General features: G+C 73.1%; 19 protein-coding genes, 1 tRNA gene and 2 pseudogenes. 8 read left to right on the top strand and 14 right to left on the bottom strand.

Annotated elements, in window-relative coordinates; translation table 11 throughout:
* The 8 genes and pseudogenes from AB0G59_RS17570 to AB0G59_RS17535 form a co-directional block, all read right to left on the bottom strand.
* Positions 1 to 94, bottom strand: a pseudogene (locus AB0G59_RS17570) (zinc metalloprotease HtpX); the annotation flags it as partial.
* A gap of 565 nt (positions 95 to 659) precedes the next feature.
* Positions 660 to 1364, bottom strand: a pseudogene (locus AB0G59_RS17565) (BTAD domain-containing putative transcriptional regulator); the annotation flags it as partial.
* A 94-nt stretch (positions 1365 to 1458) separates the two neighbouring features.
* Positions 1459 to 2793, bottom strand: a complete 1335-nt coding sequence (locus tag AB0G59_RS17560; protein ID WP_360912485.1) for a cysteine desulfurase — start codon at positions 2791 to 2793, stop codon at positions 1459 to 1461.
* Positions 2780 to 4162 carry a family 2B encapsulin nanocompartment shell protein gene (locus AB0G59_RS17555; protein WP_360912483.1) on the bottom strand — a complete coding sequence of 461 codons (1383 nt, stop codon included), beginning with the start codon at positions 4160 to 4162 and terminating at the stop codon, positions 2780 to 2782. The genes AB0G59_RS17560 and AB0G59_RS17555 overlap by 14 nt, the downstream gene beginning before the upstream one ends.
* A 337-nt stretch (positions 4163 to 4499) precedes the next feature.
* Positions 4500 to 4589: transfer RNA gene (locus tag AB0G59_RS17550), tRNA-Ser, on the bottom strand.
* A gap of 80 nt (positions 4590 to 4669) precedes the next feature.
* On the bottom strand, positions 4670 to 5158 hold the full coding sequence (gene tadA, locus AB0G59_RS17545) for a tRNA adenosine(34) deaminase TadA (protein ID WP_360912481.1): 489 nt from the start codon (positions 5156 to 5158) through the stop codon (positions 4670 to 4672).
* Positions 5159 to 5192: 34 nt separating this feature from the next.
* A complete protein-coding gene (locus tag AB0G59_RS17540) occupies positions 5193 to 5711 on the bottom strand; it encodes a hypothetical protein (protein WP_360912479.1) in 519 nt (172 codons plus the stop codon).
* 210 nt (positions 5712 to 5921) lie between these two features.
* Positions 5922 to 6254, bottom strand: a complete 333-nt coding sequence (locus tag AB0G59_RS17535) for a hypothetical protein (protein ID WP_360912477.1) — start codon at positions 6252 to 6254, stop codon at positions 5922 to 5924.
* A 169-nt stretch (positions 6255 to 6423) separates the two neighbouring features.
* Here AB0G59_RS17535 and upp point away from each other — a divergent pair, with 169 nt between their 5' ends.
* Complete coding sequence (gene upp, locus AB0G59_RS17530; RefSeq protein ID WP_360912475.1) at positions 6424 to 7059, top strand: uracil phosphoribosyltransferase; 636 nt, start codon at positions 6424 to 6426, stop codon at positions 7057 to 7059.
* Between the two features lie 73 nt (positions 7060 to 7132).
* Here upp and AB0G59_RS17525 read toward each other — a convergent pair whose 3' ends face one another.
* Together AB0G59_RS17525 and AB0G59_RS17520 are read right to left on the bottom strand one after the other, a co-directional pair.
* Entirely contained in the window at positions 7133 to 7801 is a 669-nt protein-coding gene (locus AB0G59_RS17525) for a LytR C-terminal domain-containing protein (protein ID WP_071964867.1), read from the bottom strand.
* Between the two features lie 126 nt (positions 7802 to 7927).
* A complete protein-coding gene (locus tag AB0G59_RS17520) occupies positions 7928 to 8224 on the bottom strand; it encodes a type II toxin-antitoxin system VapB family antitoxin (protein ID WP_004929488.1) in 297 nt (98 codons plus the stop codon).
* Positions 8225 to 8312: 88 nt separating this feature from the next.
* On the opposite strand from AB0G59_RS17520, the gene AB0G59_RS17515 reads away from it, so the two are divergent.
* Positions 8313 to 9881 (top strand): helicase HerA-like domain-containing protein, encoded by a 1569-nt coding sequence (locus AB0G59_RS17515; protein ID WP_360912472.1) that lies wholly within the window; start codon positions 8313 to 8315, stop codon positions 9879 to 9881.
* Positions 9882 to 9893: 12 nt separating this feature from the next.
* On the opposite strand, the gene AB0G59_RS17510 is transcribed toward AB0G59_RS17515, so the two are convergent.
* From AB0G59_RS17510 to AB0G59_RS17495, 4 genes are all read right to left on the bottom strand, one after another.
* A complete protein-coding gene (locus AB0G59_RS17510) occupies positions 9894 to 10097 on the bottom strand; it encodes a DUF5988 family protein (protein WP_360912470.1) in 204 nt (67 codons plus the stop codon).
* 50 nt (positions 10098 to 10147) lie between these two features.
* Positions 10148 to 10753, bottom strand: coding sequence for an HhH-GPD-type base excision DNA repair protein (locus AB0G59_RS17505; protein ID WP_360912468.1), 606 nt, complete (start codon positions 10751 to 10753; stop codon positions 10148 to 10150).
* 53 nt (positions 10754 to 10806) lie between these two features.
* Complete coding sequence (locus AB0G59_RS17500) at positions 10807 to 11559, bottom strand: SDR family NAD(P)-dependent oxidoreductase (protein ID WP_360912466.1); 753 nt, start codon at positions 11557 to 11559, stop codon at positions 10807 to 10809.
* A gap of 107 nt (positions 11560 to 11666) precedes the next feature.
* The gene (locus AB0G59_RS17495; protein ID WP_360912464.1) at positions 11667 to 12470 is read right to left on the bottom strand and encodes a putative protein N(5)-glutamine methyltransferase; all 804 of its coding nucleotides are present in this window, start codon (positions 12468 to 12470) and stop codon (positions 11667 to 11669) included.
* Positions 12471 to 12798: 328 nt separating this feature from the next.
* On the opposite strand from AB0G59_RS17495, the gene sbnB reads away from it, so the two are divergent.
* From sbnB to panD, 6 genes are all read left to right on the top strand, one after another.
* The gene (gene sbnB, locus AB0G59_RS17490; protein ID WP_360912462.1) at positions 12799 to 13827 is read left to right on the top strand and encodes a 2,3-diaminopropionate biosynthesis protein SbnB; all 1029 of its coding nucleotides are present in this window, start codon (positions 12799 to 12801) and stop codon (positions 13825 to 13827) included.
* 41 nt (positions 13828 to 13868) lie between these two features.
* Complete coding sequence (sbnA, locus tag AB0G59_RS17485) at positions 13869 to 14870, top strand: 2,3-diaminopropionate biosynthesis protein SbnA (protein WP_360912460.1); 1002 nt, start codon at positions 13869 to 13871, stop codon at positions 14868 to 14870.
* Between the two features lie 78 nt (positions 14871 to 14948).
* Entirely contained in the window at positions 14949 to 16760 is a 1812-nt protein-coding gene (locus AB0G59_RS17480) for a non-ribosomal peptide synthetase (RefSeq protein WP_360912459.1), read from the top strand.
* Between the two features lie 53 nt (positions 16761 to 16813).
* Entirely contained in the window at positions 16814 to 20815 is a 4002-nt protein-coding gene (locus AB0G59_RS17475) for an amino acid adenylation domain-containing protein (RefSeq protein ID WP_360912458.1), read from the top strand.
* Positions 20816 to 20822: 7 nt separating this feature from the next.
* A complete protein-coding gene (locus AB0G59_RS17470; protein WP_360912456.1) occupies positions 20823 to 21755 on the top strand; it encodes an ornithine carbamoyltransferase in 933 nt (310 codons plus the stop codon).
* A gap of 61 nt (positions 21756 to 21816) precedes the next feature.
* A complete protein-coding gene (gene panD, locus AB0G59_RS17465; RefSeq protein WP_360912454.1) occupies positions 21817 to 22239 on the top strand; it encodes an aspartate 1-decarboxylase in 423 nt (140 codons plus the stop codon).
* Positions 22240 to 22452: the final 213 nt, after the last annotated feature.

Below are 22452 nucleotides of genomic sequence, written 5' to 3'. Positions count from 1 at the left end.
GGCCGGCCGAGATGCGGCCCAGCTGCTCCAGCCGCTGTTCCAGCGTCGGGTGCGAGGACAGCAGCCGGCTCAGGCCGTCCCGGGAGAGGGCGGGCCGCGGACCCCGGCGCGGCAGGCAGCAGCGGGAGGACCTGCGCGGCGTCCCGCGCGTCGTCGAGCAGCAGGAGCACGCGGCGCTCGGCGGTCAGGGAGCGGAAGAGCGCGGCCTGCCGCGCCGGTCCTTCCGGCAGGTCGCTGTCGGCGACGCCGAGCGTGGCCAGCAGCCGGGCCAGGGCCGCGTCGCCGGTCACGGGCGCGTCGCCGGTGCCGCGCAGGTCGAGGTGGAAGCGGCCGCCGGGGTAGGCGGCCCGTACGGCGCGGGCGACGTGGACGGCCAGCGCGCTCTTGCCGGCGCCGCCGGGCCCGGTCAGGACGGCCACGCCCACGGGCCGGCCGTCGCCGGTGATGAGCGCGGAGCGGACCTCGGCGACGAGGTCCTCGCGGTCGGTGAAGCCGGCGACGGCGGGCGGCAGCCGGTCGGGCCCGGTCGCGGTCCTGGTGGTGGTCGTGGCCCCGGTCGGGGGCGCGGTGGGCGCCGCCGACAGGGTGGGGTCGCCGGCCAGCACCTGTTCGTGCATGCGGGTGAGTTCCGGCCCCGGGCCGCCGCGGCGCTCCGCGGCCAGCAGGCGCTTGGCGTCGTCGAAGACCGCCAGCGCCTCCCCCTGCCGCCCGGCGCGGTGCAGGGCGACCATCAGCAGAGCCCGGGCCCGTTCGCGCAAGGGGTGTTCGGTGACCAGGGAGCGCAGTTCGCTCACCGCGTCGGTGTCCCGGCCCAGGGCGAGGGCGCAGCCGAAGAACTCCTCGCGCGCGAGGGCGCCCAGATCGGTGAGCCGTTCGCGCTCGCGCGTGGCGTACGGGCCGGGCAGCGCGGCCAGCGGAGTGCCCTCCCAGAGCGCGAGGGCGGCGCTCAGCCGTTCGTACGCCCCGGCGACGTCGCCCGCGTCGCGGGCGGCCAGAGCGGCCGTCAGATGCTGTTCGAAGACGGTGGCGTCGAGCGTGGCGGCCGGGACCTGTGCGGAGTAGCCGCTGGGGGAGGAGACCAGCAGCCGGGCGGGCTCCCCGGGCGGGCGATCGGGCTCGAGCTCGGTGCGCAGCCGGGAGACGTAGCTGTGCACCGTGCCCGCCGCGCCCTGCGGCGGGTCGTCGCCCCACAGGCCCTCGACGAGCTCGGAGGCCGTGACGGACCGGCCGCCGCGCAGGAGGAGGAGCGCGAGCGCGGCCCGCTGCTGCGGGGAGCCGAGCCGCAGCGGTCTGCCGTCCCGCTCGGCCCGCACCGGGCCGAGCACATGGAACCGGAGACGCTCCTCGCCGTGCGTAGTGTTCATTTCAGCCCATTTCGGTCATTTCAGAGCTGATACGAACAATACCGTTGGATGCCCGGACCGCACCGGAAGCGCGGCGGTGCGGCCCGGGCCCGGCTCACGGCTGACGGGCGGTCTGCGCCGGTTGCTGTTCCTGCATCCGGCGCAGGGACGCCACCAGCTGGTCCACCTCCTCCGCGGTGTTGTAGAGGGCGAGGGAGGCGCGCGCCGCGCTCTCCACGCCGTAGTGGCGCAGCGAGGGCTGGGCGCAGTGGTGCCCGGCGCGGACGGCGATGCCGTCCTGGTCGAGCCAGTGGGCGATCTCCATCGGGTCGTGGCCGGCCAGGGTGAAGGTCAGCACCGCGATCTTCCCGGGCGCCGAGCCGAGGAGCCGCAGCCCCGGGAGTACGGACATGGCCTGTTCGGCGTAGGCCAGCAGCCCGTTCTCGTACGCGGCGACGGAGTCGCGGTCGAAGCCGGTCAGCCAGTTGATCGCGGCCAGCAGCCCGGCCACCCCGGAGATGTGCCCGGTGCCGGCCTCGAAGCGGTGCGGGACGGGCGCGTACGTACTGCCCGTGAAGTCGACCTGGTCGATCATGTTGCCGCCGCCCTGCCACGGCGGCATCCCGGCCAGCACCTCCGGCTTTCCGTACAGCGCGCCGATGCCCGTGGGGGCGAACAGCTTGTGCCCGGAGAAGACGTAGAAGTCCGCGTCCAGCTCCTGGACGTCCACGGGGAAGTGGGCCACCGCCTGCGCCCCGTCGACCAGCACCTTCGCCCCGTACCGGTGCGCGAGCGCCGTCATCTCCCTGACGGGCGGGACGGTGCCCAGCACGTTCGACGCGTGGCTGATCGCGACGAGCTGGGTGCGGAAGGACAGCAGGTGCGCGAAGGCCTCCTGGTCGATGCTGCCGTCCGGCAGGAGCGGGACCGGCACGAGCCGGGCGCGCTTCTCCTTGGCCAGCATCTGCCACGGGACGATGTCCGAGTGGTGTTCCAGGACCGGGACCAGGATCTCGTCGCCGGGGCCGATGTTGGCGCGCCCCCAGGTCTGGGCGACGAGGTTGATGGCCTCGGTGGTGCCGCGCGTGAAGACGACGCTGTCCGGGGTGCCGGCGCCGAGCAGGTCGGCGACCGCCTGGCGCCCCGCCTCGTACGTCTCGGTGGCCTCGCGGGCCATCGTGTGGGCTCCGCGGTGGATGTTGGAGTTCGCCGCGCTGTAGTAGGCGGTGAGGGCCTCGATGACCTGGCGCGGCTTCTGCGTGGTGGCGCCGTTGTCCAGCCAGACGAGCGGATGGCCGTTGACGGTGCGGTGCAGGACGGGAATGTCGCGCCGGGCCGTCTCGGGGTCGAAGCCGCCGCCCGTGCGGGGCGGTGTGGTGGACGGCGGTGTGGTGCGGGCGGCTGTCTCCGGTGCCCCGTGCCCGTACGGCCGAACGTCAGGAATAGTCATGGAACTTGGACACCTCGACGTTCTGCAGGACGGCGACGGCGTCCTCGACGAGGACCGCGGCGTTGAAGTACGCCGTCAGCAGGTACGAGGTGATGGCCTTGCGGTCCGTGCCCATGTTGCGCATCGACAGGCCCGGCTCCACCTCGTCCGGCACGCCCGCCGGGCGCAGCCCGATCACGCCCTGCTCCGCCTCACCGACGCGCATCAGCAGGATCTCGGTGAGCCCGGCGCCGCCCGAGCCGGTGAACCGCACCTTGTCGGAGGGCAGCAGCGGCACTCCGCGCCACGTCAGCAGCGGGCTGCCGAAGCGGGTGTCCACCACCGGCGGCACGCCGCGGCGCGTGCACTCGCGGCCGAAGGCGGCGATGGCCTTGGGGTGGGCGAGGAAGTAGCCGGGCTGCTTCCACACGCGGGACAGCAGCTCGTCCAGGTCGTCCGGCGTCGGCGCGCCCGTGCGCGGCTGGACGCGCTGGCCGGGGGCGACGTTGTTGAACAGCCCGAACTCGGGGTGGTTGAGGATCAGCGACTCCTGGCGCTCGCGCAGCGCCTGGATGGTGAGGTCGGCCTGGACCCGGGTCTGGTCCATGGGCGCGTTGTACAGGTCGGAGACCCGGGTGTGGACGCGCAGCACGGTCTGGGCGAGGCTCATGTGGTACTCGCGGGGCGTGTCCTCGTACTCCACGTACGTCCCCGGCAGGTCGATCTCGCCGACGTGCCCGGCGGCGAGGTCCACCGGCGCCTCGGAGCCGGGCACCGGCCCGTTGCCGGCGATGTGCGCGTCGAGCGCGGCCCGTAGGTTCTCGTCCCGGTCGGCCAGGGCGTCCAGCGTGGCGCGCTCGACGGTCAGGGCGAGGCCCGGGGTGAGCGCCTTGACCCGGAACGGCAAGGGCTGACATCGGGCCCAGGAGTCCAGACAGAAGAACTGGCCGTCGCCGACCACCTCCAGCAGCGCGTCCTCCCCGTACCGCCCGGTCACCCGCTTCTCGGCCCGCCCGACGACGATCACCCAGAGCTTGTCGCAGGCCGCGCCCTCGTCGGCGATGACCTGCCCGGCCTCGAACGGCACCTCCGTGAAGGCGCCCGCCAGCTCGGCGAGTAACCCGTCCCCGGCCTCGCGCAGGAACGGCAGCTCCCGCAGGTCCTCCGGTACGACGCGGTGGCTGCCGCCCTCGTTGTAGCAGCTGATCCGGTCGTCGCCGAGGATGAACGTCCGTCGCCGGTTCACCCGGTAGACGCCGGATTCGACGTCCACCCAGGGCAGGGCCCGCAGCACGTACCGCGGCGTGATCCCGCGCATCTGCGGGGTGGTCTTGGTGGTGGTGGCCAACTGCCGTGCGGCATCCGGGCTGAGACTGAGGCGATCGTTCACGTGGTCCTCCTCGACGAGCGTCCCCGCGGAAAGCGACCGCGGGGGTGACGAGGACCGATCGTCCGGTCGGCCCGCCCCGGCTACAAGGAGCCATTCTTTGCGGGCAGTCCTGAAATGATCGAATTCCTGAGCGCACCGGGTGGTGCGAAGATCAACCAACTCGGTGCGTATGCCCGTGACATGTATGTAAGTAGTACCGGCGGGGATGGGTCGTACTGGCGTTTGGGCCCGCCGTCTCCAGGTCCGGACCATTACTCGACCGGATTCGATCCCTGGGGGCGCACGCACAACGCAAAACACCCCTCCGTTCCGCAGAGGCGGATCGGAGGGGTGCTGCTGGCGGTAGCGGTGGGATTTGAACCCACGGTGGAGTTGCCCCCACACACGCTTTCGAGGCGTGCTCCTTAGGCCGCTCGGACACGCTACCGAGAGAGAGCTTAGCGGACGGTGGGCCGTGCTCTGAAATCGGTTCCGGGCCGAAGGGGTGTGACGCTCGTCAAACCGGGCTCAGCGGGCGCGGAAGAAGCGGGTGAGGAGCCCGGCGCACTCCTCGGCGAGGACGCCGGAGACGACCTCCGGGCGGTGGTTGAGTCGGCGGTCGCGGACGACGTCCCACAGGGAGCCGGCCGCGCCGGCCTTCTCGTCGACCGCGCCGTAGACGACGCGGTCCAGGCGGGAGAGGACGATGGCGCCCGCGCACATCGTGCAGGGCTCCAGCGTGACCACCAGCGTGCAGCCCGTCAGGCGCCACTCACCGACGGCCCGCGCGGCCTCGCGGATGGCGAGGACCTCCGCGTGGCCGGTGGGGTCGCCGGTGGCCTCGCGCTCGTTGCGACCGCGGCCGATGACGGAGCCGTCCGGCGCCAGCACCACGGCGCCCACCGGCACGTCGCCGGTCTCGGGGGCCCGTACGGCCTCCTCCAGCGCGGCCCGCATGGGGGCGCGCCACGGATCGCGTACGGGGTCGGGGGTGCTGGCGGGGACGGCTTCGTTCATGGCACCAGTGTGGGCGAACCAGGCCCGGGGCCCGTCAGCGGACGGCCTCCAGGACCTCCGTGCAGCCGAGGCGCTCGGCGATGGTGCTGAGCGCGTCGCGGGTGAGCGCCCGCAGCTCCTTCTCGCTCACGTCCAGGTCGACGAGCAGCTCCGTGTCGCCCAGCGGCCCGTCGGGGGCCCGCCCGGCGGCGTCCGAGTCCTCCTCCGGCTCCTCCGGCTCGCCGTCCTCCGTGCCGTCGAGGTCGAGGGTGTCCAGCTCGTCGCCCCCGTCCTCCTCGCGGCCGGTCAGCTCGTCGACGAGCATCGCCCCGTACGAGCTGCGGCTCGCGGCGACGGCGTTCGAGACGTAGACGCGCGGATCGTCCTCACCGTCCACCCGGACGATGGCGAACCACATGTCCTCCTGCTCGATGAGGGCCAGGACCGTGTCGTCGTCCACCGAGTGCTCACGGGCGAGGTCGGCGAGATCGGTCAGGGTTTCGACGTTGTCGAGGTCTGTGTCGCTCGCTTGCCACCCGTCTTCGGTGCGCGCGAGCAATGCGGCGAAGTACACCGTGACTCTCCCACTGGTCATAGGCGGTGCCGGGTTGGACGGGGACCACCCCGCCCACTCGGAATCGTGGCAGAAACCGGAGCGTTGCGAGAGGTCTTCCGCGCTGCGTCGTGCAGCAGTCCGAAGAGATGTGGCTCACGTGGGGTCCGTACGGGCACCCGCCGGCACTGCCGCCGGCCTGCCGCGACGGGTGCCGTCCGCCCCCACGCGTCACCAGCGGAAGGTCCGCATTCTCATCTGCTGGCGCATCCGGGCCGCCCGGGCCCGGCGCGGCTGCACCCGGTCGCGCAGCTCCTTCGCCTCGTTCAGCTCACGGAGGAACTGCGCCCGCCGGCGGCGGCGGTCCTCGGCGCTCTCCGCGTCCGGTTCCGCCGCTATGGACTCCGCCGCCCGCTGGGGCCTCTCCCGGCGGCGCGGCTCCTGCCGGCGGCCGGGCTCCGCCCGTCTGCGGCGCTCTTCGGTCTCCGTGGCTTTGCGGGTATCCGCGCTCTCGCGGGGCGTCCGGGCAGCCGGTCCGGATGCCCGCCTGTCATGGCCGGCCATGGGCAGCACCACCTCGTGCCGAGGTCCTCGCCCGGCGACAGACCGGGCGTACGTGCCCACTTTCCCCCCAAGTGGTGGTTTGATGCCAGGGCGGCGACAGACTGCTCATGGACCGCCGGGAGGCACCGGGCGGGCGCTCGAGCCTTGAAGCTCGGTTAATGTCGATGTCATGCGGATCCACGTCGTCGACCACCCGCTGGTGGCGCACAAACTCACCACGCTGCGCGACAAGCGCACCGACTCCCCCACCTTCCGGCGCCTGTGCGACGAGCTGGTCACCCTGCTCGCGTACGAGGCCACGCGCGATGTGCGCACCGAGCAGGTGGACATCGAGTCCCCGGTCACGGCGACCACCGGCGTCAAGCTGTCCCACCCCCGCCCCCTGGTCGTGCCGATCCTGCGCGCCGGCCTCGGCATGCTCGACGGCATGGTCCGGCTGCTGCCGACGGCGGAGGTCGGGTTCCTGGGCATGATCCGCAACGAGGAGACCCTCAAGGCGGAGACGTACGCGACGCGCATGCCCGACGACCTCTCGGGCCGCCAGGTGTACGTCCTGGACCCGATGCTGGCCACGGGCGGCACGCTCGTCGCCGCGATCAACGAGCTCATCGCGCGCGGCGCGGACGACGTCACCGCGCTCTGCCTGCTGGCGGCGCCCGAGGGCGTCGAGGTCATGCAGCGCGAGCTCGAGGGCGCGCCGGTCACCGTCGTCACCGCGTCGGTGGACGAGCGCCTCAACGAGCAGGGCTACATCGTCCCGGGCCTCGGCGACGCGGGCGACCGCATGTACGGCTGCGCGAGCTAGTAGCGCCCCGGGGGCCGGCTGCCGCCGGCCGGCCCGTACGACCCGAAGGCCCGCCCCACCGGGGCGGGCCTTTTCAGCACTTCGTGGCGGACGGCACGGGCCGGGGCCGCTCCACGAGAGCGGCCATCGCCCGGTCGGCCTCCTCCTTCGGCGTCAGCGCCTTGTACGCCGTGCCGAGGACGAGGTCCACGTCCTGGCCCTCCCGGTCGTCGCCCTTGGTCTCGGTGCCCCCCAGCTGGGTGCCGAGCACCTTCAGGGCCCCGTCGAGGGCGTCGCGGTTGCCCAGCAGGATCCCCGGGCCGTCGACCTTCTTGTCGTAGTCCTCCTGGGCGTTGCCGACCTTGCCGATCTTGAAGCCGCGTCGTGCCAGCTCGTCCGCCGTGATCTTGGCGAGGCCGCCGCGCGGGGTGGCGTTGTAGACGTTGACGGTGATGTCACCGGGCTTGGGCGGCGCCTTGGGGGCCGTACGCCCGGCGGTCTGCGTGTCGTCGTCGGCGCTCTTGCAGTCGCCGTCCTTCTTCTTCCCCCGCTGCTGCTGCGCCGCCGCCTGGGGTTTCTCCGCGCCGCCCGAGAAGACCTCGACGAGTTGGAGGGTCCCCCATCCGGCCAGCCCGAGCACGACGGCCGTGGCGGCGCCGACGAGCACGATCCTGCGGCGGTTCGGAGGGCGACGCATGTGCGGGAATCGATTGCCCGTGATGCGGTACTTACCACCCATGCCGGGAGGGGTGAGCATGCTCATGAGCGCAGCGTAGTGCTGAGGGGAGCCGCTGCCTACTAGATGATCAATGGGTTGCGCGGACCCCTACCCAAAAGGGTCAATAGCCATACGGATGCCGGGGTCCGCGGCGGACGCGCCCGGCCGGACTCAGTCCAGTTCGAGGACGCGCGCGTGCAGCACCTGGCGCTGCTGGAGGGCCGCGCGCACCGCGCGGTGCAGGCCGTCCTCGAGGTAGAGGTCGCCCCGCCACTTCACGACATGGGCGAAGAGGTCGCCGTAGAACGTCGAGTCCTCCGCGAGCAGCGTCTCGAGGTCGAGCTGCTGCTTGGTGGTCACCAACTGGTCCAGGCGTACCGGGCGAGGGGCAACATCCGCCCACTGGCGGGTGCTTTCCCGGCCGTGGTCGGGGTACGGCCGCCCGTTTCCGATGCGCTTGAAGATCACACGGAAAGCCTACCGGGCCCGCGGCTCCGAGCGCAGCCATGGCGCGGTAGTGCGAAGGTGACAATCAGCCGCATACCGGGAGTGATGCATGGGACCTTCGAGCGACATTCCTTCCCCCGCGGACCCCGGTTCCGCCCTGCCGCCGCCCGCCGCGGAGATCGCCAAGGGGTATGCCTTCGACGGCCCGGTCCTCGATCTCGGGGCTCTGATCTGGGACGACGCCGCTCACCCGGGCGCCGCCATCCGGATTCCGCTCGCCATGCTCAACCGGCACGGCCTGGTCGCGGGGGCGACCGGAACGGGAAAGACCAAAACTCTCCAGCTCATCGCCGAACAGCTGTCCGCGAACGGCGTGCCCGTCTTCCTCGCCGACGTCAAAGGCGACGTCTCGGGCATCTCCGCCCCCGGCACGGACGACGACCGGGTGCGCGGGCGCGCCGCGGAAGTGGGCCAGGAGTGGGCCCCGGCGGCCTTCCCCGCCGAGTTCTACGCCCTGGGCGGGCTGAGCCCCGGCATTCCGCTGCGGGCGACGGTCACCGACTTCGGGCCCGTCCTGCTGGCGAAGGTCCTCGGGCTGAACCGCACCCAGGAGCAGTCCCTGGGCCTGATCTTCCACTACGCCGACGCCAAGGGCCTGGAGCTGGTCGACCTCAAGGACCTGCGGGCCGTCGTCGCCTTCCTCACCTCCGACGAGGGCCGCCCGGAGCTCACGGACATCGGCGGGCTCTCCGCCCAGACGGCCGGCGTCATCCTGCGCTCGCTGACGGCCTTCGAGCAGCAGGGTGCCGGGCCCTTCTTCGGCGAGCCCGAGTTCGACACCCAGGAGCTGCTGCGCACCGCGCCCGACGGCCGCGGCCTGGTGTCGGTGCTCGAGCTGCCCGCCGTCCAGGACAAGCCGCAGCTGTTCTCCACGTTCCTGATGTGGCTGCTCGCCGACCTCTTCCACGGCCTTCCGGAGGTCGGGGATGTCGCGAAGCCCAAGCTGGTCTTCTTCTTCGACGAGGCGCACCTGCTCTTCGCCGGTGCCTCGAAGGCGTTCCTGGAGTCGGTCACCCAGACCGTGCGGCTGATCCGTTCGAAGGGCGTGGGCATCTTCTTCGTCACCCAGACGCCCAAGGACGTCCCGTCCGACGTCCTGGGCCAGCTCGGCAACCGGGTGCAGCACGCGCTGCGCGCCTTCACACCGGACGACGCGAAGGCGCTCAAGGCCACGGTCAAGACCTTCCCGGCCTCGCCGTACGACCTCGAGGAGCTGCTGACGAACCTGGGCACGGGCGAGGCGGTGGTGACGGTCCTGAGCGAGCGGGGCGCGCCCACGCCGGTCGCGGCGACGCGGCTGCGGGCGCCGTGCTCGCTGATGGGGCCGGTCGACGCGGCGGCCATGGACGCGGCCGTACGGGCGTCCGGGCTGTACGAACGTTACGCACAGGCTGTGGACCGCGAGTCGGCCTACGAGAAGCTGGCCCGGCCCGCGGCGCAGGAGGCACCCGCGCCCGCCCGGGCCCCGGCGGAGCAGCCGGAGAAGGAGGAGCCCTCGCTCGTGGAGCAGGTCGTGGGCAGCGGCATGTTCACGTCCCTGGCCCGTTCGGTGGGCACCCAGATCGGCCGCGAGATCACCCGCTCGCTCTTCGGCACGACGCGCCGGCGCCGGCGGTGAGCGCCCGGCGGGCTATTCGGCGATCTCGGTGCGCTCCCACCACTCGTAGACGGGCAGCCGCCCCACCTCGGTGTCCTGGTGCCGCGAGGTGACCTTGAAGTGCTCGTACCCGCCCCGGAACCGAATCTTCAGCTCGACTCCGGGAGGCGTGATCGGCACGATGCGCTCGGGCAGATCGTCCGGGCCGCCTTCGAGGACTGCTTTGGTGCCTGTCATGGCGACAGTCTCGCGGTGGTGCGTGCCGACGGCCCGACGACGCGCCGGATTCACGCTTTCCTGTCGGCCCCGGCGGCCTTGGCCGCTTTGGCGGCGCGTTTCGCCTCCTGCTTATATGCCCGTACTTTCTCCAGGGATTCGGGCCCGGTGATGTCGGCCACCGACCGGTGGGAGCCCTCTTCGCCGTACGGGCCGGCCGCCTCGCGCCAGCCTTTCGGCGTCACGCCGAACTGCTTGCCCAGCAGGGCCAGGAAGATCTGGGACTTCTGCTTGCCGAATCCGGGCAGGGCGTTGAGCCGTTCCAGCAGTTCCCCGCCATCCTCGACGTCGCGCCAGACGGCGCTCGCGTCGCCGTCGTAATGCTCGACGAGGTACTGGCACAACTGCTGCACCCGGGTGGCCATGGAGCCCGGATAGCGGTGCACGGCGGGCTTTTCCGAGAACAGCGCGACGAACGCCTCGGGGTCGTATTCCGCGATCTCGTGCGCGTCCAGGTCGTCGCGGCCCAGGCGCTGGGCGACGGTGTACGGGCCGGTGAAGGCCCATTCCATCGGGATCTGCTGGTCCAGCAGCATTCCGGTCAGGGCCGCGAGCGGGCTGTGCGTCAGCAGCGCGTCGGCCTCGGTCTGCTGGGCGAGCCGGAGAGGACGGTCCATAGGCCGATGGTCTCCCCGGCCGGCCCCGCCCGCCACGCGTCCGCCCGCGGCTTTCAGGTGATGCCGGCGATCCGCTCCGCCAAGGCCTTGGGATCGGCCAGCCATTCGGCCTGGATCTCGAGGGCGAAGGGGTCGGGGAAGATGTCCTGCTCGCCTGCCTGCAGGCCGTCGAGCGTCGCCCGGGCCACCTCGTCGGGGGTCGCCCGGGGAAAATCGCCGAAGGTCGGCTCGTGGCCGATCACGTAGTCCATCATCGCGGTGTCCACCGGGCCGGGGAAGACGGCGTGGACGCTGATGCCGCGCGGCGCGAGGTCCTGCCGGACGGCCTGGGTCATGGAGAGCAGGGCCGCCTTCGACGCCGGATAGCCGCCGAGGGCGGGCGTCCCGCCGAACGCGCCGACGCTGATGACGTTGACGACCGCGCCGCCGCCGTTCGCCTCCACGACCGGCGCGAACGCGCGCATGACCCGCAGCGTGCCCAGGACATTGGTGCTCAGCACCTGCTCGACGAGGCCGAAGTCCATGTCGAGCAGGTGCCCCACGCCGTGCGTGGCCGCGTTGTTGACCAGGACCGTCACGTCGGGGGCCGCTTCGGCCGCCGCGGTGACGGTCTCCGGGTCCATGAGGTCCAGCGCCAGCGGAATCACCCGTCCGGGCTCCTCGGCGGCCAGCCGCTCCAGCTCCGCCGGGCGGCGCACGGCGGCGTAGACGCGGGCCGCGCCCCGTTCCAGGAACCCGGTGAGCAGCGCGCGCCCGATGCCGCGGTTGGCACCGGTCACGAGCACGACAGAACCCTCGATCCGCATGGTGGTTCCCTTCCGCGGCGGTGGACCGTTTCTCCCCCTCAGGGGGATTTCACCTGACCCCTACCCCTTTCGCGCGGCGGTCGCCGGGCGCGGCGCGTCCCGCCCGGTCAGGGCCGGGTGCCGATGACGACGGTGGCGTCCAGCTCGTCGCAGGAGACCACGCGCGTGGTCAGGCCGCTGCGGGTGAAGGCCTCTATGGTCCGCGACGCCTGGCGCTCGCTCGTCTCGATCAGCAGATGGCCGCCCGGGGCCAGCCACGCCGGTGCCGCCTCGGTCACGCGCCGCTGGACGGCCAGGCCGTCCGCGCCGCCGTCGAGCGCCACCTGCGGCTCGTGGTCGCGGGCCTCGGGCGGCAGCAGCCCGATGGCCTCGGTGGGGACGTAGGGGGCGTTGGCGACCAGCACGTCGACGCGGCCGCGCAGCGTGGCGGGCAGCGGGTCGTAGAGGTCGCCCTCGTACACCCGGCCCCCGGCGGCGGCGACGTTGCGGCGCGCGCACCGCACCGCGGCGGGGTCGATGTCGGCGGCGTGCAGTTCGATGCGGCCCAGGGCGGCGGCGAGCGCGGTGCCCACCGCGCCCGAGCCGCAGCACAGGTCGAGGACCACGGCCTCCGGCGCGGCGGGGTCCCGGCGGGCGAGGCCGGCGGCCTGGCGGGCCAGGAACTCGGTGCGGCGGCGGGGGACGAAGACCCCGGGGTCCACGGCTATGCGCAGGTCGCAGAACTCCGCCCAGCCGACGACGTGTTCGAGGGGCAGGCCGGCCACGCGCCGGTCCACCATCGCGGCGAGTTCGGCGGGCGTACGGGCGGTGGACAGCAGCACACGGGCCTCGTCCTCGGCGAAGACACAACCGACGGCGCGCAGCCGGGTGACGACGGCGGAGCGCAGGAGGGAAGAAGAGAAGACAGACACAGGGAAAGACCTTTCGGGAAGCCACTGGGGCTCCCTCCGGTCACCTATGCCGGATCGACCACATGGCCGCAGAAGGGGAGCACCCGACCGAATACAGCGGTAATGGGTCCCACCTCCTTAGCTACGCCCACTGTTGGGACCGGTCACATTACCTGATCGTTCACGCCGGCGATCAAGGCGCCACAAGGAAGAGGCAAGGCGGTGCAAGGGGGACGCAAGCGAGGGTCAAGACCGGGGGCGGGAGCGGGCCAGCAAAACGTCAGACGGTCCGCAAGGGGGCGGCCTTACGTTCGGGGCGAGCCGATCTCATCCCCCCAATGGAGTTCCCATGCCCGCAGCGGTCCCCTCGTTCGGCGTGATATCCGGCGCCCAGGTGCAGGAAGTCCTGACCGGACAGGAAAGGAAGATCGTCGAGCTGGTCGAGTCCGCCTACCGGCTGCACGGCGCCGGCGACACGGTCAATCCGCCGTCGTACTTCCTGCGCTTTCCCGACCGGCCGACCTCCCGCATCATCGCGCTGCCCGCGTCCCTGGGCGGGCAGTCGCCGGTGGACGGCCTGAAGTGGATCTCCAGTTTCCCGGAGAACGTGAAGGCGGGGATTCCGCGCGCCTCGGCCGTGCTGATCCTCAACGACCACGAGAGCGGATATCCCCTGGCGTGCCTGGAGAGTTCCGTCATCAGCGCCGCCCGCACGGCGGCCTCGGCGGCGCTCGCCGCCGACTGGCTGAGCCGTGACCGGGACCGGCCCAAGCGGATCGGATTCATCGGCAGCGGTCTGATCGCGCGCTACATCCACACCTATCTGGCCGGCACCGGCTGGTCCTTCGACGAACTCGGCGTGTTCGACCTTTCCGCCGAATCCGCCGACGGTTTCCGCGGCTATCTCGAGACGTCCGCCGACGGCGGCCGGATCACTGTCCACCGCAACGCGGAGAGCCTGATCCGCTCCTCGGACCTCGTCGTGTTCGCGACCGTCGCCGGAACCCCGCACGTCACCGACCCGGCCTGGTTCGCGCACCACCCGCTCGTGCTGCACGTGTCCCTGCGCGACCTCTCCCCGGAGATCGTGCTGGACTCCGTCAACATCCTCGACGACGTCGAGCACTGCATGAAGGCCGACACCTCGCCGCACCTGGCCGAACAGCAGGTCGGCAACCGCGACTTCGTGGACGGGACGCTCTGCGACGTCATGAACGGCACCGTGGAGATCCCGGCGGACCGGACCGTCGTCTTCTCGCCCTTCGGCCTCGGAGTGCTGGACCTCGCCGTCGGCAAGCACGTCTACGACGAGACGCTGCGCGCCGGCCGGCTGAACGTCGTCGACGACTTCTTCTCGGAGCTGCGCCGGCACGGATAGCCGCCATTCGGACCCACAAGCCGTTTCGAATGGAGGTTTCCGTGCCGATCGTCTCCCGTCCCGACGACTTCAACGTCGAGGACCTCTACGTGGACCTGCGACCCGCGTTCGCGTCCCCGCTGTACCTCAAGTGCGAGGGGTTCAACTTCGCCGGGTCCGTCAAGCTGAAGGCCGCGACCGAGATCGTGGACGCGGCCGAGCGGGACGGCCTGCTGGCGCCCGACTCCGTCATCGTGGAGTCCTCCTCGGGGAACCTCGGCGTGGCGCTGAGCATGATCGCGGCCAGTCGGGGCTACCGCTTCCTGTGCGTGACCGACACCCGCTGCAACCTGGCGACGCGGCAGCTGATGGAGGCGCTCGGGGCCCGGGTGCACACCGTCACCGAGCCCGACCCCGAGGGCGGGTTCCTCGGCGCCCGGCTGGCGTACGTACGGCAGTTGTGCGAATCCGACAGCCGCTACGTCTGGATGAACCAGTACACCAACCCCAGCAACTGGAAGGCGCACTACCGGCGCACCGGGCCGGCCGTCGCGCAGCGGTTCCCGGAGCTGGACGTGCTGTTCGTGGGCGCCGGCACCACCGGCACGCTCATGGGCTGCGCCCGCTACTTCCGCGAGACGCGGCCGGAGGTCACGGTCGTCGCCGTCGACTCCGTCGGCTCGGTCTCCTTCGGTGGCCCGCCCGGACCGCGCATGATCCCCGGGCTCGGCGCGGGAGTGCGGCCGCAGATGCTCGACGAGTCCTACGTGGACGACGTGGTGCTCGTGCCGGAGGTCGACACGGTCCGCGCCTGCCACCGGCTGGCCTCCCAGGGCTATCTGTTCGGCGGCTCCACCGGGACCGTCGTCAGTGGCGCCGTGCGCTGGCTGGCCGAGCACCGCCCGGGCGGCGCCACCACGGCGGTGGCCATCGCGCCCGACCTCGGCGAGCGCTATCTCGACTCGGTGTACCAGCCCAGCTGGGTGCGGGAGATCTACGGCCCGGGCGCGCTGGAGGAGTCGCCGCTCCCGGAGCGGGTCGCCGCGGCCCGCGCGGCCGGGTGAGCCCGGCCGGCGAAGCGCCCGGCGGAGCCCTGTCCCCGCACGTTCCCGACCTACAAACCAGAAAGCCGAGTGTCCGCGATGTCTGATGCGCTCTCCAGCCCGCCGTGGCCCCGGCGCACGCTCCACGAGCTGGTCGCCGAACAGGCGGACCGCACCCCCGACCGGGTCGCGGTGCGCTGCGGCGACCGCTCGCTGACCTACCGGGACCTGGCCGCGGCCGGCCGCCGGGCCGCCGCCCGTCTGGCGGCCCGCGGGGTGGGGCCGGGGCACACGGTCGCGGTGATGGTCGACCGTTCCGTGGAGCTGCCGGTCGCCCTGCTGGCGGTGCTCGCCTCCGGCGCCGCGTTCGTGCCCGTCGACCCCGGCTACCCCCGGGAGCGGCAGGCGCACATGCTGGCCGACTCCGGGGCCACGACCACGCTCACGGTCGGCCGGCTCGCCGACCGGGCCGGCACGGCGGACGTCGTGGTGCTGGACGCACCGGACGAGGACGACGCGACGGCCGCCGCCGACGTGCTGCCTGCCGTCGCGTCCGGTGACCTCGCCTACATCATGTACACCTCCGGCTCCACCGGCCGCCCCAAGGGCGTGGCCGTGGACCACGGTTGCCTGGTCAAGGGCGTGCTGACGATGGGCGCCGCGGTGCGGCCCGAGCCGGGCGACGTCTGGCTGTCGGTGACCTCCGCCTCGTTCGACCCCGTCCTCATCGAACTGTTCCTGCCGCTGGTCCACGGCTCCACCATCGTGATCGCCTCCGAGCAGCAGGTGCTCGACGGCGAGGCGCTGCACGAGGTGCTGGCCGCGAGCGGGGCGAGCGTGCTCCAGGCCACGCCGCTGACCTGGCGGATGCTGCTGGACGCCGGATGGGCCGGCGGCCTGCGGGTGGGGCTGTGCGGCGGCGAGACGCTCGCGCCCTCGCTCGCGGCGCAACTTGCCGAGCGCTGCGGGCAGGTGTGGAACATCTACGGGCCCACCGAGACGACCGTCTGGTCCACCGCCCACCTCGTCACCGGCGACGAGCGGGACACCGTTCCCGTCGGGCGCCCGCTGCCGGACACCACCGTCCACGTCCTGGACGCGGAGCGGCGTGCGGTCGCGGCGGGGGAGAGCGGCGAGGTGTGGATCGGCGGCGGCGGGGTGACGCGCGGCTACCACGGCCGGCCCGAGCTGACCGACGAGTGCTTCGTGGCCGACCCCTTCGGCCCACCCGGAGCCAGGCTCTACCGCACCGGCGACCTCGGGCGGCTCCGCGAGGACGGCGCGCTCGAACTGCTGGGCAGGGCCGACCACCAGGTGAAGATCCGCGGTCACCGCGTCGAACTCGGCGAGATCGAGAACTGGTTGCAGGAGCACCCCTCCGTGGCGGGTGCGGCGGTGGTGCCGCAGCCGGACGGCGAGGAGCAGCGCCTGGTGGCGTACGTGCGCCCCGGCCGGGAGCACCTCTTCGACGAGGCGGAGCTACGGGCCCACGCGGCGCTGCGGCTGCCGCGGCACATGGTGCCCGGCACGTTCGTCCGGGTCGACGTCTGGCCGCGCACCCCCAGCGGCAAGATCGACCGGCGGGCGCTGCCGGTGCCCGCCGCCCCGGCCGCGGAAGCCGCCGCGCCCGCCGCCACGGCCTGGGACGACGAGCTGACGGCCGCGCTGGCCGGCATCTGGCAGGACGTGCTGGGCGCCGCGCCGGACGGCGAGGAGGCCAACTTCTTCGGCCTGGGCGGGCATTCGCTGCAGGTCATGCAGATGGTCAAGCGCATCCGGGCCGCCTTCGGGGTCCGCATGAACGCGGCACGGCTGATGCAGGCCCCCACGCTCGGCGAGCAGGCCGCCCTGCTGAGGGCCGCCGTCACGGCTGCCGGCACCCCGGACCCCGTACCGGCCGCCGAGCGGTAGCGGACCCCCCACCCCCCACGCCCGTACGACCGCCGCCGAAAGGTGACTGACCAATGGAAACGGACCAGGCGCTCTCCCCGCTGCCCGCGATCCAGCGCCCGATGTGGCTCGCCTGCGCGATGGCGCCGGACGTGCCCGTCTACAACGAGGCCGAGTCCTTCCGGCTGACCGGGCCGCTGGACCGGGACGCGCTGGCCGGGGCGCTGGACGAGCTGTACCGGCGCCACCCGGCGCTGCGCACGGTCATGGTGGAGGGCGAGGACCACCTGCCCCGGGTGGCGACGCTGCCGGACGGTCCCTTCCCGCTGGAGGAGGTGGACGTACGGGCCCCGGGCCGTTCCCTTAAGGAGGCCCGCGGCCTCGGTGAGCGGGCCGCGCAGGAGGCCGTGAGCCGCACCTTCGACCTTGCCGCCGGGCCGCCGGCGCGGGCGTGCCTGGTCCGCTGCGCGGACGAGGAGTGGATCCTCGTCCTGGCCCTGCACCACCTGGTGTCCGACGGCGACAGCTTCCGGGTGCTCCTCGACGAGCTGGGCGAGCTCTACGCGGGCACCCCCCTGCCCGCCCCCGAGGGCGATCCCCTCACGGCCCAGCGCTCCCTGGAGGTCCCGGCCGCGGACCCGTCGGCCCAGGAGGACCTGGCGTACTGGCGCGAGCAGCTGGCCGGCCTGCCCGACCGGCTGACGATCCCCACCGACCGGCCGCTGTCCGCCTACCCCGACGACCTCGGGCGGCGGCACGACCTGCCCCTGGACGGGGACTGGTTCGCGGGCGTACGGGCCACCGCCTCGGCCCTGCACGCCTCGCCGTTCGCCGTGGTGGCCGCGGCCGTCTCGGCCGTCCTGGCGCGGCTGGCCCGCACCGACGACGTGGTGCTCGGCACCACGGTCAACATGCGCTCCGAGGCCGAGGCCGAGGACCTGGTCGGCTACTTCATGAAGACCGTGCCGCTGCGGCTGCGCGTCGAGGAGGGCGGCCCGGCGGCGGAGCTCGTGCGCCGCGCCCAGGCGACGGTCCTGGACGCCATGACGCACACCGCGGTGGAGTACGACGAGATCGTCTCCGCGCTCGGCCGGCCCGGCGCCGGGCACGCGCAGCTGTTCCAGGTCGCGCTCGAACTCCACTACGAGGCAGGGGATCTGGACCTGCCGGGCCTCGCGGCCACCCGGCTGCCGCTGCACCCCGGGACGTCCAAGTCCGACTTCACCTTCCACTTCAACGCCGCCGCCGGCGTGCCGAGCTTCGTGGAGTACCGCACCGAGCTGTACGACGCCTCGACCGCCCGCAACCTCGCCGACGCCGTCGTCGTCCTGCTGGAGCAGCTGTGCGCCGGTGCGGACCGCCCCCTGTCGCAGCTGGCGCTCGGCGAGGGGCCCGACGCGGCGCTCGTGCGGCAGTGGGAGAGCGGGCCCGCCCTCGCGGCGGGCGGGCTCGTGCCGCTGCCCGACGCGGTGCGCGACCGCGCCGCGCTGCATCCCGAGCGGCCGGCCGTGGTGCACGGCGACGACGTCCTCAGCTACGAGGGGCTCGTCCGCCAGGCCGATCTGGTCGGCGCCGCCCTCGCGGACGCCGGGGTGGCGCCCGGGGAGGTCGTCGGCGTGTCCATGCGCCGCTCCGCCGCGCAGACCGCCGCGCTGTTCGGGACCTGGTCGGCCGGCGCGGTGTGCGCGGCGCTCGACCCGGACCTGCCGGAGGACCGGCTGCGCCGCATGATGGGCACGGTCGGCATCCGCACGGTCCTCGTCGACGCGGACACCGGGCGCCTGCCCGCCTTCGCCGATGTGCGCCGGGTCCCCGCGGACCTCGTCGCGGCACCGGCCGACGGGCCCGCCGCGGCGGTCGCCAAGGTGACCCCCGACGACATCGCGTACCTCATCTTCACCTCGGGCACCAGCGGCGCCCCCAAGCCCGTCGCCGTGCGCCACCTGAGCCTGACGGCCTTCGGGCAGGCCATGGACCGGCTGGTCTACGACCGGCTGCCCGGGCACGCCCGGGTGGCGGTCAACGCGCCGTTCTCCTTCGACGCCTCGTGGCAGGGCACCATGCAGCTGCGTGCGGGCCACACCGTCCACCCGGTGCCCGACGCGGTGCGCGCCGACCCCGAGGCCATGGTCCGCTTCCTGCGCGAGAACGCGATCGACGCGCTCGACGGCACCCCCACCCACATGGCCGCCCTGGTGGACGCGGGCCTGCTCGACCCCCGCGAGCACCTGCCCCGGGTGCTGGTGGTGGGCGGCGAGGCCGTCCCGCCCGGCCTGTGGCGCGAGCTCGCCTGCTCGGACGTCCACGCGGTCAACGTCTACGGGCCGACCGAGTTCACCGTCAATGCCACCGGCTGGCCCATCGAGGACGCCGACGCGCAACCGGTCATCGGCCGCCCGCTGGCCGGGGTGACCGCACAGATCCTCGACGCGGCGCTGCGCCCGGTGCCGGTCGGCTTCCCCGGCGAGCTGTACCTGTCCGGTGCCCAGCTGGCCGTCGGCTACGCCGGCCAGCCGGAGCGCACGGCCGAACGGTTCTCCGAGGCGCCGGACGGCACCCGCCGGTACGCCACCGGCGACGTGGTGCGCCGGCGCGGCGACGGCACGCTGGAGTTCCTCGGCCGCCGCGACGAGCAGGTCAAGCTGCGCGGCTACCGCATCGAGCCGGCGGAGATCGCCGGCGTGCTGCGGGAGGCACCCGGCGTGAGCGACGCCGCCGTGGTCGTCCTCGGCCAGGGCACCCCCTCGGCCGTCCTGCACGCCGCCCTCGTCCTGGCCGACCCGGCGCCGCCCACCGCCGCGATCCGCGCCCACGCGGCCGGCCGGCTGCCCGGCTACATGGTCCCCGCCTCCTTCTCAGTCCTGCCCCAACTCCCGCGCACCGCGAGCGGAAAGCTCGACACGGCCCGCATCGCGGCCCACGCGGCCGCCACGCGCACCGGCGACGCGGAGCGGCGGGAGGTCGTCCGCCCGTCGACGCCCGGCCGGCGCCGTATGGCGGACCTGTGGTCCCGGCTGCTGGAGCGCGACGACATCGGCGAGGACGACGACTTCTTCGCCCTCGGCGGCAACTCGCTCCTCGCGAGCCGGCTCGTACGGCAGGTGGAGGCGGAGTTCGGCACCCGGCTGCCGCTGCAGACCGTCTTCGGCCGCCGCACGCTGGCGGCGATGGCCGACGCCCTCACCCCGGTGGACACCACGGCAGGACCCCACGACGCGTCGGACGACGCCCTGGTGGTGCCGCTGTCGGCGAGCGCGGAACGCACGGGCGAGGCCACGGCGGCCACGGCGCCGCTGGTCGTCCTGCACCCGCTCGGTGGACAGCTCTTCCCCTACGAGCCCCTGCTGCGGCTGCTCCCCCCGGAGCTGCCCGTGTGGGGCGTCCGCTCGCCCGCCGTGGCCGGCGCGGGCCCGGAGCCGGCCGACGTGGCGGCACTGGCCGTGCGGTACGCCGACGAGCTGACGCGGCGGCTGCCCGTACGACGCCTCGCGCTGTTCGGCTGGTCGCTGGGCGGCCTGGTCGCCCTCGCCGTGGCCGCGGAGCTGGAGGCCCGCGGCGTCGCGATCGACTTCGTCGAGCTGTGGGACATCTGCGTGGACGCCGAAGAGCCGCCCGGCGACCGGGAGTCGGTACGGATGGCGCTGCGCGCCACCTACGGCCCCGACACCGAACGGGACCACCCCGGGGCCCACGCCGCCGTCCTGGACCTGGTGCCGCACGGCACGCACGTGGACGAGGAGCTGCTGGCGGCGCTGCGGGAGCGGGCCCGGCCGATGGGTACGGACGCGGACGCGGCCGCCTTCCCCGGCGCCTTCCACCTGCTGCGCCACCAGAGCGAGATGTTCCGCGCCTGGGTGCCGGCCCCCGTCCGCGCGCCCCTGCACGCCGTCTACGCCGAGCCCAGCCTGCTCGACGGCAGCGTCGTGCGCACCGACTGGCGGCGCTTCACCTCCGAGCCGTGCACCGAGGCCACGGTGGCGGCCGACCACTACGCCATGATGCGCCCCGACGCCGTCGCCGAACCGGCGCGGGGCCTGCTCACCCGCCTTGCCGCCCGACCCCCCTTCAGTGAGTGAGGACCCCATGCAGCAATCCACGCCCGCCCGGCGCCACGTGCTGTCCCTGACCGATCTGACCGACGACGAGCTGTACGCGCTGGTGCGCCGCTCGTGCGACTTCGCGCGCGACGCGGTCCCGCTGACCGGGCAGCTCGCCGGCAAGGTGGTGGGCACGTACTTCCGCACCACCTCCACCCGCACCCGCACCGCGTTCTCCGTCGCGGCGCTGCGCCTGGGCGCGCAGGTCGTGGCCTACGGCCCGGGCGACCTGCAGGAGAACACCGGCGAGAGCGCCGACGACACCGGCCGGGTGCTCGGCCTGATGCTGGACGGCCTGGTCGCCCGCACCTCGGCGAGCGCCGGGGAGCTGCGTGCGATCGCCGCGTGGGACACCATGTCCGTCGTCAACGCGATGACCGAGGACGAGCACCCCACGCAGGGCGTCACCGACCTGTCGGCCATGCTCGAGGCCTTCGGCAAGCTGGAGGGCCTGCGCGTCCTGTACGTCGGCGAGGGCAACAACACCGCCGCCGCGCTGGCCCTGGCGCTGACCCGCTACGCCGGCGCCGAGCTGCACCTGCGCACGCCTGCCGGCTACGGCCTGCCCGAGGACACGATGCGCCGGGCACGGGAGTACGCCGCCGAGCACGGCGCCCTCATCGAGGAGCGGCACGACATGGACGACCTGCCGGAGGCGGACGTCGTCTACACCGCCCGCTGGCAGACCACCGGAACCTCCAAGGCCGACCCCGAGTGGCGCACGGTGTTCGCCCCGTTCCAGGTGAACGCGGCGCTCATGGAGCGCTGCCCGTCGGCCACCTTCATGCACGACCTGCCCGCGCACCGGGGCGAGGAGGTGACCGCCGAGGTCCTCGACGGGGACCGCAGCATCGCCTTCCGGCAGGCCGCCCACAAGCTGTACGGCGCGATGGCGGTACTGGAGTGGTGCCTGGCCTGATCACAACACCCGCCCCGTTCACCCTTCTTCACCACCCCCACTTTCGCCAAGGAGCGACCCCATGTACCTGACCATGCTCAAGTCCAAGATCCACCGCGCCACCGTCACGCAGGCCGACCTCCACTACGTCGGTTCCCTCACCCTCGACGGCGACCTGATGGACGCCGCCGGCCTGCTGGCGGGCGAGAAGGTCGACATCGTCGACATCAACAACGGCAACCGCCTGTCGACCTACATCATCGAGGGCCCGCGCGGCTCGGGCATCGTCGGCATCAACGGCGCCGCGGCCCGCCTGATCAACACCGGCGACCTGGTGATCATCATCGCCTACCGCATGGCCCCCGAGGGCGAGGCCCACAAGGCCGTGCCCCAGGTGGTGTTCGTCGACGAGCACAACCGGATCACGTCGATGGGCGGCGACCCGGCCGACACCGGCGAGGTGGCCGGCGTGCGCCGCGGCGACGAGGTCCACGCCGGCGCGTAAGGCACGGCCGTACGCACCTCGGGCGACCGGTCACCGCGCCGGTCGCCAGGGCCGTCCGGGCCGGTCGCCGGGGCCGCCCGGCCCACCGCCGAGGGCCGCTGCCGCGGCGGCCGTATACCACTGGTGACGTTTTTACCCTTTCCGTGGTAGACGGTTGAACCATTCGGATGTCCGTTATAGGTCATGTACAGGGAGAACATCCCTGGGGTGACC

The organism is Streptomyces sp. NPDC021096, from assembly GCF_040641275.1.
Lineage (GTDB): Bacteria > Actinomycetota > Actinomycetes > Streptomycetales > Streptomycetaceae > Streptomyces.
Note: the sequence above shows the minus strand (reverse complement) of the source record. Positions and strands in the feature narration are given on the sequence as shown.

Excerpts from the sequence above, each read along its gene's own strand:
- AB0G59_RS17560 (WP_360912485.1), bottom strand. The coding sequence starts at position 2,793 with ATGACTATTCCTGACGTTCGGCCGTACGGGCACGGGGCACCGGAGACA.
- tadA (WP_360912481.1), bottom strand. The coding sequence starts at position 5,158 with ATGAACGAAGCCGTCCCCGCCAGCACCCCCGACCCCGTACGCGATCCG.
- AB0G59_RS17535 (WP_360912477.1), bottom strand. The coding sequence starts at position 6,254 with ATGGCCGGCCATGACAGGCGGGCATCCGGACCGGCTGCCCGGACGCCC.
- upp (WP_360912475.1), top strand. The coding sequence starts at position 6,424 with ATGCGGATCCACGTCGTCGACCACCCGCTGGTGGCGCACAAACTCACC.
- AB0G59_RS17525 (WP_071964867.1), bottom strand. The coding sequence starts at position 7,801 with ATGAGCATGCTCACCCCTCCCGGCATGGGTGGTAAGTACCGCATCACG.
- AB0G59_RS17515 (WP_360912472.1), top strand. The coding sequence starts at position 8,313 with ATGGGACCTTCGAGCGACATTCCTTCCCCCGCGGACCCCGGTTCCGCC.
- AB0G59_RS17510 (WP_360912470.1), bottom strand. The coding sequence starts at position 10,097 with ATGACAGGCACCAAAGCAGTCCTCGAAGGCGGCCCGGACGATCTGCCC.
- AB0G59_RS17505 (WP_360912468.1), bottom strand. The coding sequence starts at position 10,753 with ATGGACCGTCCTCTCCGGCTCGCCCAGCAGACCGAGGCCGACGCGCTG.
- AB0G59_RS17500 (WP_360912466.1), bottom strand. The coding sequence starts at position 11,559 with ATGCGGATCGAGGGTTCTGTCGTGCTCGTGACCGGTGCCAACCGCGGC.
- sbnB (WP_360912462.1), top strand. The coding sequence starts at position 12,799 with ATGCCCGCAGCGGTCCCCTCGTTCGGCGTGATATCCGGCGCCCAGGTG.
- AB0G59_RS17480 (WP_360912459.1), top strand. The coding sequence starts at position 14,949 with ATGTCTGATGCGCTCTCCAGCCCGCCGTGGCCCCGGCGCACGCTCCAC.
- AB0G59_RS17475 (WP_360912458.1), top strand. The coding sequence starts at position 16,814 with ATGGAAACGGACCAGGCGCTCTCCCCGCTGCCCGCGATCCAGCGCCCG.
- AB0G59_RS17470 (WP_360912456.1), top strand. The coding sequence starts at position 20,823 with ATGCAGCAATCCACGCCCGCCCGGCGCCACGTGCTGTCCCTGACCGAT.
- panD (WP_360912454.1), top strand. The coding sequence starts at position 21,817 with ATGTACCTGACCATGCTCAAGTCCAAGATCCACCGCGCCACCGTCACG.